Raw genomic sequence first — 22,289 nt, 5'->3', positions numbered from 1 at the left:
GTCAGGTGTGCAGGGCGTGGAGCGTGGTCAGCGCCTCATGCCACAGGGTCTCCAGCCGGGGCAGGCCGGTGCGGGGTGAGGCGGTGAGCGAGGTGTCGGCGACCAGGACGGCGGTCACCGTCCTCTCGTACTGGGTCGTGGAGATCATGAGGCGCTGGAAGGTGGAGAACCGCGGAGGGACCACCACCACGGCGCGCACCCGTGCTCCGCCGAAGCTCAGCCCCGGAGCGATGCGGAAGGTCGTGACGCATGCGGCGGCGGATCTCTGGTGGGTGAAGCGCTCCAGCAGCACGGCCAGCGCCATGGGCGCGCACCGCAGGAGTATCCGCGCTCGCGCGCGGTGGATCCGGATCCGCTCCTCGCTCGTCTGGTCCATGGCCTCCCGCAGATGCTCCAGCGGTGAGGACCGCCCGCAGGCCAGGGTGACCGGCAGGACTCCGACCTGACTGCCCAGGCCCGTGCTGCGCCCGGGGGACCACAGGCTCATCGTCATCCCGAGGGTGAGCCCGCCTCCGGCGGTCGGCTTGTGCCAGCCCAGCGGGGCCCAGGCTCGGAACGCCCCCGTGAACGAGGCCAGGCCCACCTGATGGAGGGTGGCCCTGTGCGCCTTCGCGACGGCCAGCAGTTGCGGCACGTCCAGGGTGGTGCTGTGAACGGCGCAGCGCCCGGTGGGCGAAGGCAGGCCACGCGACCAGGGAGTGGCGCGCCGGAGGCACCCCCAGAGATCCGCCCACGCGCGGGCCGTGAGGACGGGCCGTACCGGTTCGGCGGCGGGGCGGGGGGACACGGTGGCGGGGTGGGCCAGCCGGCGGCGGCCGAACAGGGCCTCCAGCGTGCTGATCACGGACGGGCCGTCCTGGAACATCATGTGGGCGCGGTAGCACAGCGCGTACGTGCCGGGGTCGTGGCCGTGCAGCATGGTCAGGTCCCACAGCGGACGGTCGGTCGGCAACCGCGGAAGATCCAGGGCGGCCGCCAGCGCGTCGGCGCCGGGGGCGAGACGCTGCTCGCCGATGTGCGGCCGGACGTCGAAACCGGGGACCGGCGCCCAGCACTTGCGCTGGTCGTCGAGCTCGTAGCTCAGCGCCGGGACGCGGTCGAGTCGCTCGGCGACGTGCGCCTGGAGCGTGGCCAGCGGAGGAGCGGGCCCCTCGATCTCCAGGATCTCGCAGGGATAGATGGGCGAATCACTCCACATACCCGTGCGGCGAGCGAAGCGGACGACCGGCCCGAGCGGTACCGTCTCGGGATCCTGTCCCGCACGCAGAAAAGGCATCGGACTTCCCTTCACGCTTGGCCTCGCGATCTCCGTCAGGAGCCGTGGGTCTGGAGCAGGTGTTCGAGTTCGGCCAGGGTCGTCGTCAGGTTGAGGTCGACCTCGTCGAGCCACAGGCCGAACTCCTCTTCCAGGCGCAGCCGCAGCCTGACCATCAGCAGCGAGTCCAGCCCGAGGTCCTCGAAGGTGTCCTCGGCGCGCAGGTCCTCCGGGGGCGTGCCGGTGCTCTCGGCGACCAGCGCCAGCGGGGACGGACGTGCCCGGCTCGTCGCGGCTTCCCCGCGTGGCGCGCCCGGGTCGTGGGGGAGGTGGCCCATGGATGCGGTTCCTTCCTGCGGGACGGGCTCAGGCGGGCTGGGCGGAGGGGGTGAGGGCCTCGATCGACCGGCCCGTGACGATGGGGACCGCGCAGCACTCCGCGACGTAGGCCAGGGCCGCGCGGTGGTGGCCCGCCGAGAAGTCGGCGACGGCGTCGGCGACGAAGAAGGGCTGGACGTCGCGCATGAACGCCTCCACGGCGGTGATCTGGCAGCCGATGTGGGCGTACACGCCGGTCACGATGAGCTGGTCGCGTCCGGTGGCGGCGAGCAGGGCCGCCAGCTCGGTGCGGGCGAAGGCGCTGTAGCGCCACTTGATGAGGAGGGTGTCGTCGTCGCCCGGTGCGAGGGCGTCCACGATCCGCGAGGACCGGGGCGCCGTGCCGATGCCGTCGCCCCACAGGTCCCGCAGCAGGCCGCGCTGCCGCGGCGTCTGCCCGCCGGGCTGCGCCGTGAACACCACGGGGACCCCGGCGCGGGCCGCGGCGGCGCGGACGCGGCCGATGTTGGCCAGGATCGTGGGCAGCGGCGCGCCGGCGAAGGGGTCCAGGAAGTAGTTCTGCATGTCGTGGATCAGCAGGACGGCGCGGGCGGGGTCCAGTGACCATCCGGCGCGGGGGGCGGGCAGGTCCCGTTCGGCCGGCAACGGGTACGGGGCGATGGCGGGAATGGCCATGTGACTCCTAACGGTGCGGTTCGCGGTGGGGCGGCGCCTGCCGGGGCGGGACGCGAGGGGACGGGACGAGGCCGGTCAGGGCGGCGCGCAGCTCGCGTCTGCTGATCTTGCCGACGCCCGTGTGCGGGAAGCGCTCGACGGTGACGACCATGTCGGGGATCTTGTAGGCGGCGATGCCGCGCTCGCGCAGCCACGTCCTCAGCGCGGCGGGGGCGAGGGGGCGGTCCGGGTCGCGCGGGACCAGCAGCGCGCACGTCCGCTCGCCCAGCAGCCGGTCGGGGACGGCGACGACGGCGGCGTCGCGCACGGCGGGATGGGCCAGCAGGTGGTGCTCGACCTCGTCGGGCGCGATCTTCTCGCCGCCCCGGTTGATCTGGTCCTTGGCGCGGCCCTCGACGACGAGGTCGCCCTCGGGGGTGGCGCGGACGATGTCGCCCGTGCGGTAGAAGCCGTCAGGGGTGAACGCCGTGGCGTTGTGGTCATCGGCCCTGTAGTAGCCGCGCACGGTGTAGGGGCCGCGGGTGAGCAGGTGACCGGCCTCGCCCGGGCCGGCGTCGCGGTCGGCGTCGTCGACGATGCGGATCTCGTCGTCGGGCGACAGGGGCCGGCCCTGGGTGCGCAGCCTGACCGGCTCGGGGTCGTCGAGCCGGGTGTAGCACAGCAGGCCCTCCGCCATGCCGAACACCTGCTGGAGGTCGCAGCCGAGGACCGGGCGGACCCGGGCGGCGGCCACGGCGGGGAAGGTGGCGCCGCCGACCTGGAGCACGCGCAGGCTGGACAGCGCCCGCGGCGCGCCCGTACCGGCGGCGGCGCGCTCGGCCGCCTCCAGCCAGGCCAGCGCGAGCGGCGGGACCAGGGCGGTGATCGTCACCCGCTCGGCCTCGATGAGCGGGAAGGCGACCTCGGGACCGGGCGAGGGCGCCAGCACCGTCCTGGCCCCGGCGGACAGCGCGCCGAGCACGCCGGGGGAGCTGAGCGGGAAGTTGTGCGCGATCGGCAGCGCGCACAGGTACGTGTCGGCGGGCGTCAGCCGGCAGAGCTCGGCGCTGGCCCGGAAGTTGTAGCCGTAGTCGTCGTGGGTCCTCGGGATGAGCTTGGGCGTGCCGGTGGTCCCGCCGGACATCTGCATCAGGGCCACGTCGGAGGGGTCGGGACGGGGCGGTTCGTCCGGAGTGGGGGAGCCGGTGCGCAGGTCGGACAGCGAGGTGAACTCCTGGGCCTCGCCGACGACGACGACGCGGGCGACGCGGCTGCGGCGGGCGAGCGCCCGGTAGTCGAACCCGGCGTGCAGGTCGGGGACGACGTAGCAGGCCGCCTCGGTGTGCGCCAGCAGGTACCCGATCTCGGCCTCCCGGTGGGAGGGCAGCGCGAGCACCGGGATCGCCCCGATGCGGAACAGGCCGAAACAGACCTCGAGGAACTCCGGGACGTTGGGGAGCTGGACCAGGACGCGGTCGCGCGGGCGGACGCCGAGCCGGAGCAGCCCGGCGGCGCATGCGCTCGCCCGCCGGTGCAGCCCGGCGTAGGTCCACCGGTGGCCGCCGCCGACGACGGCCTCCCGGTCACCATGTGCCGCGGCGGCCCGGCAGAGCAGGTCCCCGAGGGTCTCGCCGCGCCAGTGGCCCGCCCTCCTGTACCGCTCGGCGAGATCGTCCGGCCAGGGGGTCGCTCCCGGTAGCATCGCCTCTCCCATCCAGGTCGTCCAAGCCGAGGGCGCGCAGCATCGTCTGGAATTTGGCGGCCGTCTCGGCGAGCTCGGCCGCGGGGTCGGAGCCGGGCACGATCCCGGCCCCCGCGAACAGCCGCAGCGAGCGGTCGCCGACCTCGGCGCAGCGGATGGCGACCGCCCAGTCCCCGTCGCCCTCGGCGTCGCACCAGCCGACGGCGCCGCCGTAGTAGCCGCGCTCGAACGGCTCCAGCTCGGCGATGACGTCACGGGCCGCCGCGGCGGGGGTGCCGCAGACGGCGGGGGTCGGGTGCAGCGCGACGGCGAGGGCCAGCGCCGAGGCAGGCGGGTCGCACAGACGCCCGGTCACGTGCGTGCCCAGATGCCACATCGTGGCCGTGCCCACCAGCGACGGCCGCGCCGGTACGGTCAGGCGGTCGCAGTACGGGCGCAGCGCGTCCCGGACGGCCCTGACGACGAAGGCGTGCTCGGCGAGGTCCTTCGCGGACTCCAGCAGCCGGGCGGCGCGGCGCCGGTCCTCGAAGGGGTCGGCGCTCCGGGCGGCCGAGCCGGCCAGCGGACGCGACGTGACCCGCCGCCCGCGGCGCGACACCAGCAGCTCGGGGCTGGCGCCCATGAGCGTGCGGCCGTCGAGCGGCGCCGCGAACACGTGCCCATGCGAGTCGCGCGCCGCGAGGTTGCGCAGTAACCGCGTGCTGTCGACCCGCCGCGCCAGGGTGACCTCGAGGACGCGCGCCAGCACCACCTTCCCGAGACCGTCGCGTCTCGCCAGCCGGGTCAGCGCCTCCCGGACGGCGCGCTCGTACTCCTCCGGTTCCGGGACCGCCCGGACCACCGCCTCGGACGCGAGGGCGGCGGCCACCCGCCGCGGAGGCCGCAGCGGCACCGCCCACTGCGCCTTGGCGGGCACGTGCAGGCGCGGCGGGAGGTCCCAGCGGAACGGCAGGGCGCCCACGACGACCGAGCCGGGAGGGGCGGCGTCGAGTGCGCCGGCGACGGCGGCGGGCAGTGCCGCGGGCACGCCCATCGCCGCGATGTCGGCCCGCCTGCCCAGGGTCAGCAGGACGCGGGGCGGAGAGGAGAAGTAGAACGACGTACCCGCCCGGTACTGGGCGAGCAGCCGAGCGGGATCGGACTCGGCATCGCGGGCGGGGGCCATGGGTCACCTTTCGCCGGGGCCAGGAGAACGGGCGGACCATGCGGCATCACCCACACAGGGAGGCCCCGCCGTCGACGTAAAGGTCGTGCAGGGTGATGTGCCTGGCCCGGTCGGAGACCAGGAAGCACACGGCGTCGGCGACGTCCTCGGGATCGGCGATCCGGCGCAGCGGGATGCCCGCGCGGTAGGCCCCCGGGTCGCCCTCGATGGCGCTGCGCAGCCCGGCGCCCGGATCGGGCCAGAGGGCGCGCTGCATCGCGGTGTCGGTCGAGCCGGGCGACACCACGTTGCAGCGGATGCCGTACTGCGCCAGCTCCAGGCCGAGGCATCGCGTGAACTGCGCGGCGGCGGCCTTCGCCGCGGCGTAGGCGGCGAGGTGCGCGCGCGGCACGCGGGCGGCGTTGGACCCGACGGTGACGATCGTGCCCGCCCGGCGCGGCACCATCCGGCGCGCGACGGCGCGGGAGCTGAGGAACACGCCGGTGGCGTTCACGGCCAGGGTCGCGGCCCAGTCGTCCTCGGTCAGCTCCACGGCGGCGCCCGGGCGCAGGATCCCCGCGACGTTGACCAGGATGCCGACGGGACCGAGGTCCCGTTCCGCGCGCTCCACGGCCCGCTCCACGGCGCCCGCGTCGCCGACGTCGGCGACGCATGCCGCAGCCCCCGGCCCCGGGAGGGACCCGGCCACGGCCTCGGCCCTCGGCCCATCGCGGTCCAGCACCGCGACCGCCGCGCCCCCCTCGGACAGGGCACGGGCCACGGCGGCGCCGATGCCCTGCCCCGCCCCGGTCACGAGGGCGACCGCGCCCTTGACTCCGCTACCGTCCATGTCCCGACTACTACCGTGCGGACACTGAAGGTAGTCGTTTCCATGCGTCAGGTAACCATGGCCGTGAGGTCGCATCCTTCTCCCAGCGTCCGGATGCGGCGGCGGCCGCGGCGCGGTCCCGCGGGCGCGAGCCGTCCGTCTAGGGGCCCTGGTGCTTGGGAACGTAGAGGCGGATGTCGTCCACGGACGCCGAGCCCTCGTAGTAGTTCAGGTGCGGGTCGCCGATGATGAAGGAGTCCGGATAGGCCGAGCCCTTCGGCCAGGAGTGCTCGGTGATGTACGTCCCGGCCGGTCCCTTGTGGACGAGCCTGCGGTCGAATCGGCCGTCGTATTCACCCGGGGTCTGGTTGTAGTGCCAGATGGGACGGCCGTCCTCCACGAATGCGTGGTGCACGCGCAGCGTCGTCTGCCCGGTGTGCAGAAACGGGCCGCTCATCTCCAGCGTGTAGCCGGTTCCGTCGCGTTCTATGGCGAACCGGTAGGCGGCCTTGGGCAGCAGCTCCGGCCGCAGTTCCGCGCTGGTGAGATGTCCCTGGAAACGTCCACCGGGTCCGTAGGGCTTGTCCATGGACACGTTTCCGCACGCGGACTTGATGTAGTACTCGTTGCTGATGTTGTTGTTGGCGGCCTCCCGGAACAGGTCACCGCGCGGGAACAGCGCGTTCACGCCGTTGAAGGTCCCGTCGAAGGTCCGGTAGATCCGGCCGGTCTTCGCGTCGCAGGTCCCGGCGTTCTTCCAGCGGTCGTCGTCGCTGTAGTAGCCGTCCATGATGGCCTTGCGCCGGTAGTGGATCCCGGGGTTGCCGTGCGGCGCCGGCGTCGCGTAGTCGAGGATCGTCAGGTAATAGAACCCGTTCTCGCGCGTCACGTCGGGGTAGTCGCAGCGTCCCTTGCCCGGCAGGGCGCCCTGGAAGGTCCACGGGTACCGGGTCTTGCAGGGCTCGGTGGTGTACCCGTTGTGCCGGCCGTTGTAGTCGAAGGTCCCGTGCCGCTTACCGCCGAAGTCGATGCCGCGCAGCGTCATCTCCACGCGGTAGCGCGGCGGCAGCGGGCGGGTGGGCCGGATGAGCACCCCGGCGTCCCAGCTCGGCTCGGAGATCCGCCCGACGCCCTGCCCGCCGGGCAGGCGCGCGGCCGACAGGCCGGGCCGCGAGTCGGGCCGGCCGTCGCGGTCCTTGTCGAGGGCCGCGACCTCGGCGGTCAGCCATCCCCGGCTCCCGAACTCCACGCGCTTGCGGAAAACGTTGAGCGAGGCCATCTGCCGGGCGAAGAGCGGCCCGCTGATCTTCTTCCACGCCTCGCCGTCGTCGTCGAAGGCGTCGACGTGCCACGGGCTGCGCGGCCCCTGCGGGTCCAGGCGCCACGGCGCCGCGTCCACTCGCAGCGGACGGTCGAAGCCCTCCTGGGCGACCAGCGCCCACCGTTCCCCGGCGGGGTGCCCGGCGGCGCCCGACGCGGTCCCGGCGGCGGGCCAGGCCGCGGAGGCGACGGCGGCGGTGGCCGCCCCGGCCGCCGCAGTGGCCTTCCAGCATCTCCTCAAGACGTGCCTCCCCTATGTCAGGACCCGGTCGTCGCGCATGCGCGCGCAGCTTGCGCACAGGCCACGCGAGCGGAACGCTACGGCCGCCGGAGGTGGCGTTCGGGGAGACGAGGCCGCCGCACGAAAGTCCTTTTCCGTCCCTTGGCCTCCCCTATGGCCTCTCCTACAAGCGGGGCACGGACTCGTAGAGGGGAGGGGCAGGCGTGGTCATGTCCTCCGCGATGTCCACCATGGTGTCCACCGCGATGCTCTCGGGGTGGGTGGCCGCCGCCACCGACGTGGCGGCGCGGACGAAAGCGGCGACGGCCGGTGAGTGACGGTCCTGCGGCCAGGCGACGGCGAGCGTGATCGGGTCCAGGCCGTCGACGTCCCGGTAGGCGACCCCGGGGCGGGGGTGGCGGCGCGCTACCGAGACGGGGAGGAAGCACACGATGGCTCCCAGCTCGATCAGGTTGAAGATCCGCGCCAGGTCCGGTCGCGGCGGGCCGTCCCCGGAGCGGGAGGGGGCGGGTGAGAGGCCGCCCCGCTCGGCGGGGGCGCCGTCGGGGAGCACCCGGCCCGCCAGGTCGGCCGGCCGCAGCCGCCGCCGGGCGGCCAGCGGGTCGGACGCGGCCAGCGCGAGCACGCGGGGCTCGGTCAGCAGCGGTTCGGCGTCCAGGCCGCGGCCCTCGAACGGCGCGGGCAGGATCGCGACGTCCGCCCGCCCGTCGTGCAGGGCGGGGACCTGGTCTCCCCGCCCGCCCGGCACCAGCTCCACCGGGAGCGACTCCTCCTCGCACCGGTAGGCGGCGAGGATCTGCGGGAGCAGCCCGGCGTCGAAGTCGGCCTTGAGCGCCAGCCGCAGCCCCGGCGCCGACCGCCCGGCGTAACGGGTGCGCCGCGCGGCGGCGGCGACCGCGTCGAGCGCGGTCCGGGCGTCGCGGAGCAGGACCTCCCCGGCGGGGGTGAGCGCGACCTGCCGGGTGGTCCGCTCGAGCAGCCGCACGCCCAGGTGGCGTTCCAGGTCCCGGATCGCCCGGGACAGCGGGGGCTGCGCCATGCCGAGCCGCCGGGCCGCCCGCCCGAAGTGCAGTTCTTCGGCGACGGCCACGAAGTAACGGAGCTGGCGGACCTCCAGGTCACTCATATCGGCAGGGTATCAATCCCCTCAAGGTCGGACTTTACCCCGCCGCCACGACGCCGGGACCCCTGGGAGCGATGGTCGGCGGCGACCGCGCTGGGCCGCACGTTGGGCGAGGGTCGTGGTCGCGGGTCGTGGTCAGTCGTCGCCGAGGGCGGCCTCCAGGAGGGCGACGAACCCGGCGGTGGCCGGGGCGGGCATCGTGGAGCCGGACAGCAGCCGGTCGAGCCATTCCCCGCTGATCAGCCCGGACTTGGCGACCGGTTCGAGAAGACCCGGTTCGGCCCGCCAATGGGTCACGATCGCGTGAGTGAGCGCGGTGCTCGCCGACCAGGAGTCGCCCCGGCGCGAGATGCGCTGCCGCGTCTTGTGGACGATCTTCACTCCCTGGTCGCGGGCGGTCCGGGCCACGCGGAGGGGCCTGGACGCCATGAGCGCGTCCGGCCGGACCCCGGTGTCCATGGGGAGGGCCGCCATCTCCGGGTCGAGCTCCGACAGGAGCCGCGCGTTGAACCGCGAGCCGCGCTTGGCTGTCGGGCTCAGGACCTCGGCGATGGCCACGAAGCGCGGGTGCAGGATCGGGTTGAGGTGCGTGTGGTCGGTGCACGAGCTGGTCACGACCGCGCCCACGGACCGGTGGTAGCGCTGCCGGTAGTAGAAGGCGTCGGTGGCCGACAGCCAGTCGCCGCCGTAGCCGGCGAAGATCTCCTGGATCCGCTTCATCGTGCCGGACTCGGACTCCTCCGCGAACGCCGCGTCCAGGGAGCCGGAGTCGACCGCGTCCAGGCTGAAGATGCGCCACCGCGCGAGGCGCTCGACGAGCCTGGGCGTCACCTCGGGATGCTGGCGCTGTAAGGGGTAGTACATGCCGCGCGCCAGTTCGCCGCCGAGGCCGGTGATGCGCGGGGCCTCCGTGGTCTGCCGTTCGACCCATTCCAGCATCGCCATGTGGAGGGGATTGAGGACCTGTTCGTGGCGGCGCGCCGCCTCCAGCACCAGCCGGTGCACCTCGGGAGGGGTGAGCTTCTCCAGCCCGGCCAGGTCGATGACGTTCCGGCGCATCCGGCTCCGCCGTGCCAGCATGGCGGCCGTGGCCTCGTCGCCGCTGTCGCGAGCGCTGAGCGTCAGCGTCTCCAGGCCGACCCGGCGCGCCGCCGGGATCGCCGCCAGCAGCAGCCGGGTGTCCAGGCCGCCGGAGAGCTGGAGGATCGCGTCCGGGTACTCGTCCAGGCACTGCTCCATGCCCGTGCGCAGGAGGTCGGCCAGTTCCCGCACGGCCTCCGCGACGGGCGGGGTCTGATCGGTGCGGAACTCGCCCGGGTCGAGCTCGGTCTCGGTCAGCCGGCCGTCCGACAGCGTCCAGCGGTGCCCGGGCCGCAGCTTGCCCACCCCGTCGAACGCGGTGTCCTCGTCGAGGAAGTAGCCGACGAGGCGGTAGGCGCCGAGGGCCTCGCGGTCCGGGCCGCGACCGGCCAGCCGCGCCAGCTCCCGCGCGGACGTGCCCAGCGCGGCCCACCCGTCGCCCTGCACTCCGTAGATCTGGCGCAGGCCGAGCCAGTCGGCCGCGATGGTGACCGAGCCGTCCGCGTGGGCGGCCACGCCCGCGAACGGGGCCGCCAGATCGGTCAGCCCGTTCCCGGTCAGTACCCGCTCGCGCAGGTCGGGCGGATCGGGCTCGATGAAGGAGTGATCGTGCGGCCGCAGGACGAGCGCGGCCGTGCCGCCCGCCGCCAGCTCCGTCGCGGCGGCCGCCGGACGCGGAGCGGAGCGGCCGGGCGCCGCCGAGATGACCAGCAATCTGGACAGAGTCCGCATTCCACCATCCCCGGTGATGTGAGGCGGGAGGTGAAACCCTAGCTCCGCCCCTTCGAAGGGGGGTAGTGGTGACATTTCCGTGACTGGCCGGAAATGGGCACCGTGAACGGCGTTGACAGTGGCATTTGACCGGACTGTACCGAGCTGGCCGGGATCGGACGTCATTTTCGGTCAACCGGCGCGGATCGGCGCGCACCACGCCGCGTCCGCAGGCCCCGCGCCGGAGGCCGCCGCGTCGCTTGGTCCAGGCTTCCGCAACGGATCACCGCGATATTGAGGTCCTTCCGTTTCGGCGGGACGCGTCCAGGCCGCAACGGCTGTTTTTTTCCGCTGAGGCTTCGATCATCTGCGTGCGCTCTCGTTGTCTCCAACCGACTCCCTGCCTCTTATGGAGGGGCTAGGGTCGGCGCATGACCAACCCGAAGGGGCTTCATACCGTCTGGCGTAAAAGCAGCCACAGTGAAGGCAGAGGCCAGTGCGTCGAGGTTGCGGCCTACTGGCGTAGGGGCAGCCGTAGTGGAAGTAGGGGCCAGGAGCGTATGGAGGTGGCCGCGGCCTGGCGTAAAAGCAGTCACAGCAGCAGCGGCGACGCAGACCAATGCGTCGAAGTCGCGGCGCTGACGGACAGGTTCGTCGCCATGCGGGACTCCACGGACCCGGGCGGGCCGGTGCTGCCGGTGTCGCCGGCCGCCTGGACGTCGCTGCTCACCGGGATCAAGTCCGGATTCTTCGACCGCGGTCGCTGAGGTCCGCGGACGGCCGATCGTTCCGGGCCCGCGGCGATCGGCCGTCCCGCCGCACGACCTTCAGGCGGATCACCTAAGTCAGTCCACGCCGTACTCAGCGGGATTCGCGTACTCCTACTCAGGCCGTGCGGGTCCTTCGCGGAAACGATGGGGCGCATGTTCGCTCGCATCGCCGCACGCGCGGCCCGCCGCCAGAACGGCCGGATGGGGATCATCGTCCCCGGCGCCTACGCCGTCCTGATCATCGCGGTGACCCTGACGGTCCTCGCCGTGGACCTCTTCGCCGACGATCCCGGCTTCAGCGGCGTCTGGCTGATCCTGGTGACCCTGCCGCTGTCGGCGGCGCCGCTGGCGCTCGTCCCCGGGCCGAGCGGTGCCTATTCGCTCTTCTACCACGTGCTCTTCTACGTGGTGACGGCCGGTGCGGGCCTGCTCCAGGCGTGGATCCTGCACGTCCTGATCAGGGGCCGCCGGGTCGCCCCGCACGGCCACTGACCCCGCGGGACCGGCCGCGGTCGCGCGCCCGGTCCCGCCGCGCCTCACCGAGCGGTGTCAGGACGCCGGCAGGCCGAGGGCGCGCGCGATGAGCATGCGCTGCACCTCGGACGTGCCCTCGCCCACCTCGAGGATCTTCGCGTCGCGGTAGAAGCGGCCCACCGCGTACTCGTTCATGAAGCCGTACCCGCCGAAGATCTGCGTGGCGTCGCGGGCGTTGTCCATCGCGGCGTCGGAGGCCACGAGCTTGGCGATCGACGCCTCCTTCTTGAAGGGCTCGCCGGCCAGCAACCTGGCCGCCGCCGCGTAGTAGGCGAGGCGCGCCGTGTGCGCCCGCACCTCCATGTCGGCGATCTTGAACTGCATCGCCTGGTAGCGGCCGATCTCCTTGCCGAACGCCACCCGCTCGCGGACGTAGCGCAGGCACTCGTCCACACAGCCCTGGGCGAGCCCGACCGACAGCGCGGCGATCGCGATGCGGCCCTCGTCGAGGATCCGCAGGAACTGCGCGTAGCCGCGGCCGCGCTCGCCGACGAGGTTCGCGGCGGGCACCCGGACGTCGTCGAAGGACAGCTCACGGGTGTCGGACGCCGACCAGCCGACCTTGGAGTACTTGCGGCCGACGGTGAAGCCCGGCGTGCCGTTCGGCACGATGATCGTGGAGATCTCGCCCTCGCCGGTGAAGGCGGTGACGGTGACGAACGCGGTGATGTCGGTGCCGGAGTTGGTGATGAACGCCTTCGAGCCGTTGATCACCCAGGAGTCGCCGTCGAGCCGGGCGGTGGTGCGCATCCCGCCGGGCACGTCGGACCCGCCGCCCGGCTCGGTCAACCCGAAACCGGCGAGCCGCTCGCCGGAGGTCAGCACGGGCAGCCAGCGGGCCTTCTGCTCCCGTGACCCGAACCGGTAGATCGGCATCGCGCCGAGCGAGACGCCCGCCTCCAGCGTGATCGCGACCGACGAGTCGACGCGCGCCAGCTCCTCCAGCGCCAGGCACAGCGCGAAGTAGTCGCCGCCCATGCCGCCGTGCTCCTCGGGGAACGGCAGCCCGAACAGCCCCATCTTGCCCATCGCGGCGACGATCTCGTACGGGAACTCGCCGCGCTCGTACAGGTCGCCGATCACCGGGGCGACGTGGTCGCGGGCGAACCGCTCGACCGTCCGGCGCAGCTCCTCCTGCTCGTCGCCGAGCGTGAAGTCGATCATGATCTCTCCGTTTCCGGGGACAGCGCCTGGACGACGCGGGACGGGCTCGGACGGCCGAGGCGCTCGGCCATCCAGCGGCTCGTGGCGGCGAGCCGGCCGAGGTCGACTCCGGTCTGGACGCCGAGGCCGTCCAGCATCCAGACGAGGTCCTCGGTGGCGAGGTTGCCGGTGGCGCTCTCGGCGAACGGGCAGCCGCCGAGGCCGCCCGCGGAGGCGTCCACCACGGTCACGCCGGCGCGCAGCGCGGCGAGGGTGTTGGCGAGCGCCTGGCCGTAGGTGTCGTGGAAGTGCACGGCGAGCCGGTCGGTGCCGACGCCCGCGGCGGTCACCGCCTCGATGAGCGCGGTGACCTGGCCGGGCGTACCGACGCCGATGGTGTCGCCGAGGCTGAGCTGGGAGCAGCCCATGTCCATCATGCGCGTCGCGACGGACACGACCTGCTCGATCGGGACGTCGCCCTCCCAAGGGTCGCCGCACACCATGGACACGTACGCGCGGACCCACATTCCCTGCGCGCGCGCCCGTTCCACCACGGGCGCGAACATGGAGAGGGACTCGTCCACGGTGCGGTTGAGGTTGCGGCGCGCGAACGTCTCGGTGGCGCTGCCGAAGATGGCGATCTCGGTGACGCCGTGCTCCAGCGCCCGGTCCAGCCCCCGCTCGTTCGGGACGAGGACGGGCCGGGGCGCCCCCGGCGAGCGGGGCAGGGCCTTGAGCAGCTCCTCGGCGTCGGCGAGCTGCGGTACCCATTTCGGGTGCACGAAGCTCGTGGTCTCGATCGCGTGCAGGCCCGCGTCCGCGAGCCGGGTGACGAACTCGGCCTTGACCCCGGCGGGGACGACCGCCTTCTCGTTCTGCAGCCCGTCCCGCGGCCCGACCTCATAGATCGTGACCCGCTCGGGCAGGCCCGGCAAGGGGACCCGCATCATGCCTCCTCGATCACGGCCAGCACCGCGTCGAGCGCGACCTGGGCGCCCGCGCGGACCGGCAGCCTCGTCACCACACCGGCGAGCGGCGCGGTAACGGTGTGCTCCATCTTCATGGCCTCGACGACCACGAGCGGCTGCCCCTCCTCCACCCGGTCGCCCTCCGCCGCCTTCACGGCGAGGACGGTCCCCGGCATGGGGCTGCGTAGCACGCCGTCCCCGCCGGCGCCCGCGGTCGCGCCGCCCTCGGCGCGCACGTGCTCGCCGAGCGCCCAGGCGTGCCCGCCGCGGCCCAGCCACAGGGTGTTCCCGTCGCGGGCGGCCGTGAACGTCACCGTCCGCCCGTCATGGGTCAGCACGAGCGTCTCCGGCCCTTCCGGCGCGGAGAGCGCCGCGGCGACCGGCGCGCCGTCCCCGACGGCGACCCGGGCGGACGCCGCCCGCCCCCGCACCCGGACCTCGACGGGGTCCCCGCCGGACGGCGTGATGATCCACGGTGTCCAGGCGTGCGCGCCGGGACGCCAGCCGTCCGGGACGTCCCACGGGTCGGTGCCGCCCTCCAGCGCGAGCATCCGCTCCAGTGCCGCGGCGGCGAGCACCTCGTCCGGGACGGCGGGGCCGGAGAGCAGGTCGTCCAGGGCCCGCTCGACGAGGCCCGTGTCGAGGTCGCCGGACACCACGTCCGGGTGGCGGAGCAGGCCGCGCAGGAACGCGACGTTCGTCGGGACGCCGAGCAGGGTGTAGGAGGCGAGCGCGGCGTCCAGGCGGCGCACCGCCTCGGCCCGGTCGGCGCCCCAGGCGATCACCTTGGCGAGCATCGGGTCGTAGGAGCCGCCGACCTCGGTCCCCGGGCCGAGCCCGGAGTCGACGCGGGTGTGCTCGGCGGCGGGCTCGGCCAGATGCAGGACGCGGCCTCCGGTCGGCAGGAAACCTCGCGACGGATCCTCGGCGTAGACCCGCGCCTCGACGGCGTGCCCGTCCAGGCGGACGTCGTCCTGGCCGAACGGAAGCGGACGCCCGGCGGCCACGTTCAGCTGGAGCTCGACCAGGTCCAGGCCGGTGACCAGCTCCGTGACGGGGTGCTCGACCTGAAGCCGGGTGTTCATCTCCATGAAGAAGAACTCGTCCGGGCGGTCGGCGGACACGATGTACTCCACCGTGCCGGCGCCCACGTACCCGACGGCCTTCGCGGCGGCGACCGCCGCCGCGCCCATCCGCTCGCGCGCGGCCGCGTCCAGCAGCGGCGACGGCGCCTCCTCGATGATCTTCTGGTGCCGGCGCTGCAGGCTGCACTCGCGCTCGCCGAGGTGGACGGCGGCGCCGTGCGCGTCGGCGAACACCTGGATCTCGATGTGCCGGGGGTTCTCCACGAACCGCTCGGCCAGCAGGGTGTCGTCGCCGAACGAGCCGCGCGCCTCCCGGCGGGCCGAGGCGATCGCCTCCGGCAGGTCCGCCGCGTCCCGGACCAGGCGCATGCCCTTGCCGCCGCCGCCCGCCGACGGCTTCAGCAGCACCGGCAGGCCGATCTCCAGCGCGGCGGCCGCCAGCTCGGCGTCCGACAGGCCCGCCTCGTCCCGCCCCGGGACGACCGGGACGCCGGCCGCCGCGACCGTCCGCTTCGCGCGGATCTTGTCGCCCATCGCCTCGATCGCCTCGGCGGGCGGGCCGACGAACACCAGCCCCGCCGCCGCGCAGGCGCGCGCGAACGCGGTGTTCTCGGCGAGGAACCCGTACCCCGGGTGGACGGCCCGCGCACCCGTCGCGAGCGCCGCCGCGACGACCGCCTCGATGTCGAGGTAGGACGGGATCCGCACCGCCTCGCCGGCCGCGCGGACGTGCGGCGCGCCGGCGTCGGCGTCGGTGTGCACGGCCACCGACCGCACGCCGAGCCGCCGCAGCGTGCGGAACACGCGGACGGCGATCTCCCCGCGGTTGGCGACCAGGACGCTGTCGAACATCGATCCCTCACATCCGGAAGACGCCGTAGCCGACCGGCTCCAGCGGTGCGTTGGCGGCGGCGGACAGCCCGAGCCCCAGCACGCGCCGGGTGTCGAGCGGGTCGATCACCCCGTCGTCCCAGAGCCGCGCCGTCGAGTAGTACGGGTTGCCCTGCGCCTCGTACTGCTCGCGGATCGGGGCCTTGAACTCCTCCTCGGCGTCGGCGGGCCACTCCTCGCCGCGGCCCTCCATCTGGTCGCGGCGGACGGTCGCGAGCACGCTCGCCGCCTGCTCACCGCCCATGACCGAGATGCGGGCGTTCGGCCACATCCACAGGAAGCGGGGCGCGTAGGCCCGCCCGCACATCGCGTAGTTGCCGGCGCCGAACGAGCCGCCGATGACGACGGTGAACTTCGGGACCCGCGCGCACGACACCGCGGTCACCATCTTCGCGCCGTGCTTGGCGATCCCGCCCGCCTCGTACTCGCGTCCCACCATGAACCCGGTGATGTTCTGCAGGAACACCAGCGGGACGCTGCGCCGGTCGCACAGCTCGATGAAGTGCGCGCCCTTCTGCGCGGACTCGCCGAACAGGATCCCGTTGTTCGCGACGATCCCCACCGGGTGGCCGTGGATGCGCGCGAAGCCGGTGACGAGCGTGGCGCCGTACTCCTTCTTGAACTCCTGGAAGCGGCTGCCGTCCACGATCCGGGCGATGACCTCGCGCACGTCGTAGGGGGTGCGCGGGTCGGGCGGCACGACCCCGTACAGCTCCGCCGGGTCCGCCACCGGGTCCTGCGCCGGCGCGACCTCCCACGGGCGCGGCTCGCGCGGCCCGAACGTGCCGACGATGTCGCGGACGATCCGCAGCGCGTGCGCGTCGTCCTCGGCCAGGTGGTCGGTGACGCCGGACGTGCGGGAGTGCAGCTCGCCGCCGCCGAGGTCCTCGGCGGACACGACCTCGCCGGTCGCGGCCTTCACCAGCGGCGGGCCGCCCAGGAAGATCGTCCCCTGGCCGCGCACGATGACGGCCTCGTCGCTCATCGCCGGGACGTACGCACCGCCCGCCGTGCACGAGCCGAGCACCGCCGCGATCTGCGGGACGCCCCGCCCCGACATCGTGGCCTGGTTGTAGAAGATGCGCCCGAAGTGCTCACGGTCGGGGAACACCTCGTCCTGCCGGGGCAGGAAAGCGCCACCGGAGTCGACGAGGTACAGGCAGGGCAGCCGGTTGTGCAGGGCCACCTCCTGCGCGCGCAGGTGCTTCTTCACCGTGACGGGGTAGTAGGTCCCGCCCTTCACGGTGGCGTCGTTGGCGACGACCACGCACTCGCGGCCCGCGACGCGGCCGACCCCGGTGATGATGCCGGCGCCCGGCGCCTCGCCGTCGTACATGCCGTGCGCGGCCAGCGGCGACAGCTCCAGGAAAGGCGAGCCGGGGTCGAGCAGCGTGTCGACACGGTCGCGGGGGAGCAGCTTGCCGCGCGCCAGGTGCCGCTCGCGGGCCCGGTCGGGACCGCCGCGCCCGGCCCGGTCGACGCGGTCGCGCAGCTCCGCCACCAGCGCCTCGTTGTGCGCGGCGTTGGCCTTGAACGCCTCGCCCGCGGCGTCGGCGCGCGAGCCGATCTCGGGTCCGGTCATGGTCCCCTTCCTTGTTAATGCGCGTTAACAACGCAGATGTTAATCGTCATTAACAACCCTAGTCTAGACTTCTGGCATGACCTCGCCACCCCGTGGGGCGGGCGGCGGCCCCACGGCCGGTCCCGCCTCTGAAACGAACGCCGAGACGGACACCGAAGCGGAATCGGCCGCACGCCCCGGACCGGCGGGCCCGGACCCAGCCGCGCCGGCGGGGGCGGTCAACCCGCGCCGCGCCGAGATCCTCGCCGCCGCGGCCGAACTGTTCGCGCGCCGCGGCTACCACGGCGCGTCCATCGGCGATCTCGGCCGCGCCGTCGGCCTCACCGGTCCCGCGCTGTACCGGCACTTCAGCGGCAAGGAGGCCGTCCTCGCCGAGATGCTCCTGGACATCAGCGAGCGGCTGCGCGCCGAGGGCGTCCGCCGCGCCGCCGCCCCCGACCCCGGGCGCGCCCTCGACGCGCTGCTGCGCTGGCACATCGCCTTCGCCCTGGACAACCCCGCGCTGATCACCGTGCACGAGCGGGAGCTCGACAACGTCCCCGAACCGCAGCGCCACCGCGTCCGCCGGCTCCAGCGCGCCTACCTGGAGGACTGGGTGGCCGTCCTGCGGCGCCTGCGGCCCGCCCTGCCCGACGACCGTGCCCGCGCCGCCGTCCACGCGTGCTTCGGCCTGCTGAACTCCACCCCCCACAGCGCCACCGGCCTGGACCGCGCCGCCATGGGCGACCTTCTCCACACCATGGCCCGCGCAGCCCTGGAGGGCGCCCGCTAACAGGAGGCGGTACGGCCGTCGAGCGACCGGTCGACCGCCTCGGCGAACGCGCCGGCACCGGTCCCGGCACCGTCGAAGATCTTCTGGACGCAGCCGCGGAACGTGCCGGTGAACGTGCCGTAGTGCGCGGTCACGGGCCGGGGCCGGGCCCGCCCGAGCGCCGTCACGAACGCCTGGCCGAGCCGGGTCAGCTCCGCCTGGCCGAGCGTGTCGGCCTCGCCTCGGCCGAGGTCCTGCCCGGTGAGCGCCGAGCACGGCTGCACCTTCACATCGCCCGGCGCGCCGCGCCCCGGCGACAGCCCCAGCGCCGAGGAGCGCGCCGGGGCGAACCCGCCGCAGGAGAACAGCAACTGCTGGCCGCGCGTCTCGGTGAGGAACCCGACGAGGTCGGTGGCGGCGTCGGGATTGGGGGAGCGCCGGGCGACGGCGAGGTTCTGACCACCGAGGACGGTGTGAGCCCGGGGCGCGGTCACTCCGAACCGCAGCCGCGTCCCGTCCCGCATCCGTGGTTCCGAGGCGAGCGCCGGGAACGCGTACGGCCAGTTGCGCATCAGCCGGTTTCCGAACGCGAACGCCTCGATGCTCTCCAGTTCGCGCTCCTGCCGAGATGGGGCCAGAGGTCCCCGGGCGCGCGCGCCGAGCCGTTCAAGCGCCGGATACACCTCGGTCCGCAGTTCCTCCCGGCTGGGCCTCCGGTCGCCGCTGAGCAGCCCGTCCCCACCGTCGTTCCAGACCGCCTCCAAGGCGTTGACGGTCAGGCCCTCGTAGTCCGCGAGTTGCAGGGCCGCTCCCGAGTCGAGCAGGCCGGTCCACGTGGACGGAGGGACCACGCCGTCCTGGTAGTAGAGCAGGCCGACGTCCACGTTGAACGGGACGGCGTACTGCTCTCCATTGCGGCGGCCCGTCCTCAGGGCGGCGGGAAAGAAGTCGCCCAGATCCCGGATCCCCTTGAGCGGACGCAGGTACCCGCCGTCGGCGAACTGCGCCGTCCACGTGTTGTCCATGATGAGGACGTCATAGGCGCAGCTCCCCGACTCGGCCACCGCCTTGATCTGACTGTGCTGCAGATCGGCCGAGTCGGACACCTCCACCAGCGTCGCGTGCGGATGCGGCCGGCCGTCCGGATAGGGAATCTCGTTCCACTGCCGGACGAGCGCGCGCCGCTGGTTCTTGAGGCTGACGTCCGTGCCGCCCGCGATGACCAGTTCCCTGCGGTCGCAGTCGGCCTTCATCGCGGGATACCTGTGTCCAGGCACCAGCAGCACGGCCAGTGTCACGGCCAGGACCGCCGCGGCCCCGCCCGCCGAGCACGCCATCGCCGTGCGGGCGCTCACCGCAGGCCCGCCAGGATCTCCGCGGCCTGCTCCTCCTCGGGCGCGGCGGTCAGCGGCACGCAGCGCGCGCCGCCCGGCCCGAGCGCGGACACGATCTCCCGGACGGGCGACGCCCCGCAGCCGGCCGGGCCCGTCAGGACCACCGTCAGCCGCAGGCCCGGATGGCGCCCCCGGAACTCGCCCGCGAGCCAGCGCGCCCGCCCCGCCAGATCCGGGTTCGTCGCCGGGACCTGCCCGTCGGTCACCAGCACCAGGTCCTGCCGCCCCGATCCGAGGTCGGCCGCCGCGATCGCGTCGATCAGCGGCCGGTCCGCCCCGGCGGAGGCCACCGCCTGCAGCCGCCCGATGATCAGGTTCTTCTGCTCCGGGGACGCCGCGTCCGGCGGGACGTTCCCGAACGCCTCACCGGCGGGCGACGCCGCCGACGACGACACCTGCGACCCCACCCGGTCGCCCACCTGTAACTGCGCCACCAGGCTCTGCAGGAACGACGCGCCCCGGGCGAGCCGCGCCCCGCCCCGCACCCGCGCCGCCGCGCCCATCGAGTCCGACACGTCCAGCATCAGCGACGCCGAGACCCGCGGACGCGCCGCGGCGACCCGGTCCAGGGTCTCCTGGACGCCCTCGGGCGGAACCGGCGACACCGAGTACGGCAGGGCGTGCTCGCCCACGAGACCGCTCAGGCGCGAGAGCGTGACGTGCTCGGAGTCGCCCTCGTCCGCCGAAGCGCGCACGCCCGAAGCGTCGCGGAACCCCTGCGATGTCAGAGGGACGCGGTCGAGCCAGCGGCGGAACGCCGTGACGGCGGCGTTCCGCGCCGGGGTGTCCTGTCCGCGCCACCTCACCTGCACGAACGGGTAGTCCAGCGTCGGCAGGTCCCGCGAGTAGTACGGGTAGAGCCGCCACGCGGCGATGGACCGGTCGTTCGGGTCGACCGCGCCGCAGCGGCGGTCGTCGCCCAGCGGGCGTCCCACGTCGTAGTCGTGCAGCGCCTGCTCCGGCACCGCCACCGCGAAGCCGTCGGGCGGCTCGGCGCCCTGCGACGCCTCCTTCCGGAACCGGCACAGCAGCGACGCCGCGTCCGGCGAGACCAGGGAGGCGGGCGAGACGAACCGCTCATCGGACTCGTCACCGCCGGGCCTCGCGCCGTACAACGCGGGCGTCACCGCGAGCGCCGCCGCCGACGTCTCGGGAACCGGCCGCGCGATGCCCTTCAGCCGCACCCCCGCGTCGTGGACGCGGCGCAGCAGCGCGGCGGTGCTCGGCTGGACCGGCGCCGCGACCGGGTTGGCCACCGCCTGGTTCGCCTTGGCGAACAGCGCCAGCACCAGCGGCGACGACCCGAGCGAGCCCCGCGGCCGGAAGTAGGGGTCGCCCCGCCCCGGCGCCCCCGCCCCGCCGCCCCTCGAGCCGAACGCGCCGCCCTCGGCCGCCGCGCCCGCAGGCTCAGGGCTCTTCGGCACGAACGCGTACTCGGCCGTCGACGACGGGATCCAGATGTCGGGCTGCGGGCCGAACAGGCGCTCGTCGTCCGCCTGCCGCGCGTCCGTCGACGCGCTTCGCCGCCACAGTCGCCCGAACCCGTCGTACAGGGGCACCGGCCCCGTCTCGGGCACCACGCTGACGCCGTACCGGCGACACCCCCCGCTCGCGCCGTCGTTCACGAACTCCGCCGCCGCGGCCCGCAGCGGCGTCAGGGTCTCGGGGGTGGTCAGCACGCGCAGTTCCAGTGGCTGCCCGCACGGCCGCGTGCTGGCGTGCAGGCGGTGAACGCCGATGGCCACGAGCAGGATCAGCCCCATGGCCCCGGCCCCGGTCATCGCCCACATCACCCCGGGCCCGCTCCGCCGCAGGGCCCGGGTCGTCCGCCCGCGGACGGTGTCCGGCAGATGCCGGAGGGAGTAGAGGAACCCCGTGGTCAGCGCCGCGATGACGACCAGCGTCACCGCGGCGTTCAGCCAGAAGCCGTGGTGGAGCAGCGTGACGCCCAGGCTGATGAGCAGGGTCGACGCCAGATCGATGACCAGGACATGCGGTAACTCGCGGACCCACCCGTCCGAGTCACCGTTCTCTCGCTGCGTCATCCAGGCCCCAGTGTTGCCCTGGTTCGGCTCGCCGGCCCCCGCCTTCGGCCCTCCATGATAAAGAGCCGGACGGGTCCGGTCAGGGGGTTCACTGACCGGGATCGGACGGCTCCACTGAGAAACCTTCCCTTGTCCGCCGGCCTGACAGCTGGGCCCGGCCTCCCCGCGAGTCGTCGCCCGTACCGTCGAACGCCCCGTCCCCACGCTGCGTACAACGGCACATGGAGGACAAGAAGGTCGCCCCTGTCAGCGCCGTCCCGCCGGCCTCCGCCGCCCCGGCGATGACCGGCCTTCCCACCGTCCTCGCCTCTCCTCCGCCTTCCGAGGGCGGGCCCCGCGCTCCCGCCGCCCGCTCCGAGGTCCGTCCCTGCGCCGGGTGCGGGCGCCCCGTGCCTCAGCCACCCGGCGCGCGGCCCGTCCGCCACTGCAAGGACGGCACGGGAGAGTGCGTCCGGGCCGCGCGGGAGCGAGGGGCGAAAGGGCGGGAGGCGGCTGACCTCACCGGGCAGGTAGCCCGGACATGGGAGGTGCTCGAACGCTTGGAGGAGGTCGCGGACCGGCTCGCCGGCTCCCTCGCGCCGGAGCCGAGCGTCGCCGACGCCCAGGCCGATACCGCCGGGCGCGTCGCGTCCGCGCTGTGGGAGCGGGACGCCGCGCAGCGGCACGCCGAGGAAGCCCGGCGTGCGACCGCCGCCGCCCGCGCCCGCGCCGCGGACGCAGAGCGGGAC

At 74.0% G+C, this 22,289-nt stretch carries 18 protein-coding genes and 2 pseudogenes; 5 read left to right on the top strand and 15 right to left on the bottom strand.

All coding sequences use genetic code 11. The features are described from left to right. Position 1: 1 nt before the first annotated feature. From E1291_RS17930 to E1291_RS17890, 9 genes are all read right to left on the bottom strand, one after another. Positions 2-1,276, bottom strand: coding sequence for a wax ester/triacylglycerol synthase domain-containing protein (locus tag E1291_RS17930; RefSeq protein ID WP_131738965.1), 1,275 nt, complete (start codon positions 1,274-1,276; stop codon positions 2-4). Between the two features lie 35 nt (positions 1,277-1,311). Further along, a complete protein-coding gene (locus E1291_RS17925; RefSeq protein ID WP_131738964.1) occupies positions 1,312-1,593 on the bottom strand; it encodes an acyl carrier protein in 282 nt (93 codons plus the stop codon). Positions 1,594-1,621: 28 nt separating this feature from the next. Then, positions 1,622-2,269: an isochorismatase family protein gene (locus E1291_RS17920; protein WP_131738963.1), complete on the bottom strand. Its 648-nt coding sequence runs from the start codon at positions 2,267-2,269 to the stop codon at positions 1,622-1,624. Between the two features lie 7 nt (positions 2,270-2,276). After that, positions 2,277-3,950 (bottom strand): (2,3-dihydroxybenzoyl)adenylate synthase, encoded by a 1,674-nt coding sequence (locus E1291_RS17915; protein ID WP_131738962.1) that lies wholly within the window; start codon positions 3,948-3,950, stop codon positions 2,277-2,279. Beyond that, positions 3,832-5,115: an isochorismate synthase gene (locus E1291_RS17910; protein WP_165495170.1), complete on the bottom strand. Its 1,284-nt coding sequence runs from the start codon at positions 5,113-5,115 to the stop codon at positions 3,832-3,834. Before E1291_RS17910 ends, E1291_RS17915 begins: the two co-directional genes overlap by 119 nt. Positions 5,116-5,161: 46 nt before the next feature. Then, a complete protein-coding gene (locus E1291_RS17905; protein WP_131738961.1) occupies positions 5,162-5,944 on the bottom strand; it encodes a 2,3-dihydro-2,3-dihydroxybenzoate dehydrogenase in 783 nt (260 codons plus the stop codon). A gap of 139 nt (positions 5,945-6,083) precedes the next feature. Then, positions 6,084-7,484 (bottom strand): hypothetical protein, encoded by a 1,401-nt coding sequence (locus E1291_RS17900; RefSeq protein WP_131738960.1) that lies wholly within the window; start codon positions 7,482-7,484, stop codon positions 6,084-6,086. Between the two features lie 163 nt (positions 7,485-7,647). Continuing rightward, on the bottom strand, positions 7,648-8,610 hold the full coding sequence (locus E1291_RS17895) for a LysR family transcriptional regulator (RefSeq protein ID WP_131738959.1): 963 nt from the start codon (positions 8,608-8,610) through the stop codon (positions 7,648-7,650). A 132-nt stretch (positions 8,611-8,742) separates the two neighbouring features. Beyond that, the gene (locus E1291_RS17890) at positions 8,743-10,419 is read right to left on the bottom strand and encodes an asparagine synthetase B family protein (protein ID WP_131738958.1); all 1,677 of its coding nucleotides are present in this window, start codon (positions 10,417-10,419) and stop codon (positions 8,743-8,745) included. A 410-nt stretch (positions 10,420-10,829) separates the two neighbouring features. Between E1291_RS17890 and E1291_RS43995 the strand changes: the two are divergent. From E1291_RS43995 to E1291_RS17880, 3 genes and pseudogenes are all read left to right on the top strand, one after another. Then, a pseudogene (locus E1291_RS43995) lies at positions 10,830-10,910 on the top strand (DUF397 domain-containing protein); the annotation flags it as partial. A gap of 48 nt (positions 10,911-10,958) precedes the next feature. Then, the gene (locus E1291_RS43990) at positions 10,959-11,165 is read left to right on the top strand and encodes a DUF397 domain-containing protein (protein ID WP_242614215.1); all 207 of its coding nucleotides are present in this window, start codon (positions 10,959-10,961) and stop codon (positions 11,163-11,165) included. 156 nt (positions 11,166-11,321) lie between these two features. After that, positions 11,322-11,660: an SCO4225 family membrane protein gene (locus tag E1291_RS17880; protein WP_131738956.1), complete on the top strand. Its 339-nt coding sequence runs from the start codon at positions 11,322-11,324 to the stop codon at positions 11,658-11,660. Positions 11,661-11,717: 57 nt separating this feature from the next. On the opposite strand, the gene E1291_RS17875 is transcribed toward E1291_RS17880, so the two are convergent. Genes E1291_RS17875 through E1291_RS17860 form a run of 4 tightly spaced genes read right to left on the bottom strand, consistent with a single transcriptional unit; the run spans position 11,718 to position 17,371 of the window. Then, the gene (locus E1291_RS17875) at positions 11,718-12,866 is read right to left on the bottom strand and encodes an acyl-CoA dehydrogenase family protein (protein WP_131738955.1); all 1,149 of its coding nucleotides are present in this window, start codon (positions 12,864-12,866) and stop codon (positions 11,718-11,720) included. Next, a complete protein-coding gene (locus E1291_RS17870; protein ID WP_207400785.1) occupies positions 12,863-13,792 on the bottom strand; it encodes a hydroxymethylglutaryl-CoA lyase in 930 nt (309 codons plus the stop codon). Before E1291_RS17870 ends, E1291_RS17875 begins: the two co-directional genes overlap by 4 nt. After that, the gene (locus E1291_RS17865) at positions 13,792-15,750 is read right to left on the bottom strand and encodes an ATP-binding protein (RefSeq protein WP_131738953.1); all 1,959 of its coding nucleotides are present in this window, start codon (positions 15,748-15,750) and stop codon (positions 13,792-13,794) included. Before E1291_RS17865 ends, E1291_RS17870 begins: the two co-directional genes overlap by 1 nt. 7 nt (positions 15,751-15,757) lie before the next feature. Then, positions 15,758-17,371 (bottom strand): carboxyl transferase domain-containing protein, encoded by a 1,614-nt coding sequence (locus tag E1291_RS17860; protein WP_131738952.1) that lies wholly within the window; start codon positions 17,369-17,371, stop codon positions 15,758-15,760. Between the two features lie 76 nt (positions 17,372-17,447). On the opposite strand from E1291_RS17860, the gene E1291_RS17855 reads away from it, so the two are divergent. After that, entirely contained in the window at positions 17,448-18,143 is a 696-nt protein-coding gene (locus tag E1291_RS17855; protein WP_131738951.1) for an SACE_7040 family transcriptional regulator, read from the top strand. Here the strand turns inward: E1291_RS17855 and E1291_RS17850 are convergent. Together E1291_RS17850 and E1291_RS17845 are read right to left on the bottom strand one after the other, a co-directional pair. Next, positions 18,140-19,477, bottom strand: coding sequence for an extracellular solute-binding protein (locus E1291_RS17850; protein WP_131738950.1), 1,338 nt, complete (start codon positions 19,475-19,477; stop codon positions 18,140-18,142). The two genes, E1291_RS17855 and E1291_RS17850, sit on opposite strands and share 4 nt — an antisense overlap. Further along, on the bottom strand, positions 19,474-21,561 hold the full coding sequence (locus E1291_RS17845; RefSeq protein WP_131738949.1) for a vWA domain-containing protein: 2,088 nt from the start codon (positions 21,559-21,561) through the stop codon (positions 19,474-19,476). Before E1291_RS17845 ends, E1291_RS17850 begins: the two co-directional genes overlap by 4 nt. A 527-nt stretch (positions 21,562-22,088) precedes the next feature. Here E1291_RS17845 and E1291_RS43290 point away from each other — a divergent pair. Continuing rightward, positions 22,089-22,289, top strand: a pseudogene (locus tag E1291_RS43290) (chromosome segregation ATPase); the annotation flags it as partial.

This window comes from Actinomadura roseirufa (assembly GCF_900659635.1).
GTDB classification, from domain to species: Bacteria; Actinomycetota; Actinomycetes; order Streptosporangiales; family Streptosporangiaceae; genus Spirillospora; species Spirillospora roseirufa.
This window is presented reverse-complemented; position numbering and strand designations above follow the sequence as displayed.

Bases quoted from the DNA above. Each gene is read 5' to 3' on its own strand.
- E1291_RS17930 (WP_131738965.1), bottom strand. From the start codon at position 1,276: ATGCCTTTTCTGCGTGCGGGACAGGATCCCGAGACGGTACCGCTCGGG.
- E1291_RS17925 (WP_131738964.1), bottom strand. From the start codon at position 1,593: ATGGGCCACCTCCCCCACGACCCGGGCGCGCCACGCGGGGAAGCCGCG.
- E1291_RS17920 (WP_131738963.1), bottom strand. From the start codon at position 2,269: ATGGCCATTCCCGCCATCGCCCCGTACCCGTTGCCGGCCGAACGGGAC.
- E1291_RS17915 (WP_131738962.1), bottom strand. From the start codon at position 3,950: ATGCTACCGGGAGCGACCCCCTGGCCGGACGATCTCGCCGAGCGGTAC.
- E1291_RS17910 (WP_165495170.1), bottom strand. From the start codon at position 5,115: ATGGCCCCCGCCCGCGATGCCGAGTCCGATCCCGCTCGGCTGCTCGCC.
- E1291_RS17905 (WP_131738961.1), bottom strand. From the start codon at position 5,944: ATGGACGGTAGCGGAGTCAAGGGCGCGGTCGCCCTCGTGACCGGGGCG.
- E1291_RS17895 (WP_131738959.1), bottom strand. From the start codon at position 8,610: ATGAGTGACCTGGAGGTCCGCCAGCTCCGTTACTTCGTGGCCGTCGCC.
- E1291_RS17890 (WP_131738958.1), bottom strand. From the start codon at position 10,419: ATGCGGACTCTGTCCAGATTGCTGGTCATCTCGGCGGCGCCCGGCCGC.
- E1291_RS43990 (WP_242614215.1), top strand. From the start codon at position 10,959: ATGGAGGTGGCCGCGGCCTGGCGTAAAAGCAGTCACAGCAGCAGCGGC.
- E1291_RS17880 (WP_131738956.1), top strand. From the start codon at position 11,322: ATGTTCGCTCGCATCGCCGCACGCGCGGCCCGCCGCCAGAACGGCCGG.
- E1291_RS17875 (WP_131738955.1), bottom strand. From the start codon at position 12,866: ATGATCGACTTCACGCTCGGCGACGAGCAGGAGGAGCTGCGCCGGACG.
- E1291_RS17870 (WP_207400785.1), bottom strand. From the start codon at position 13,792: ATGCGGGTCCCCTTGCCGGGCCTGCCCGAGCGGGTCACGATCTATGAG.
- E1291_RS17865 (WP_131738953.1), bottom strand. From the start codon at position 15,750: ATGTTCGACAGCGTCCTGGTCGCCAACCGCGGGGAGATCGCCGTCCGC.
- E1291_RS17860 (WP_131738952.1), bottom strand. From the start codon at position 17,371: ATGACCGGACCCGAGATCGGCTCGCGCGCCGACGCCGCGGGCGAGGCG.
- E1291_RS17855 (WP_131738951.1), top strand. From the start codon at position 17,448: ATGACCTCGCCACCCCGTGGGGCGGGCGGCGGCCCCACGGCCGGTCCC.
- E1291_RS17845 (WP_131738949.1), bottom strand. From the start codon at position 21,561: ATGACGCAGCGAGAGAACGGTGACTCGGACGGGTGGGTCCGCGAGTTA.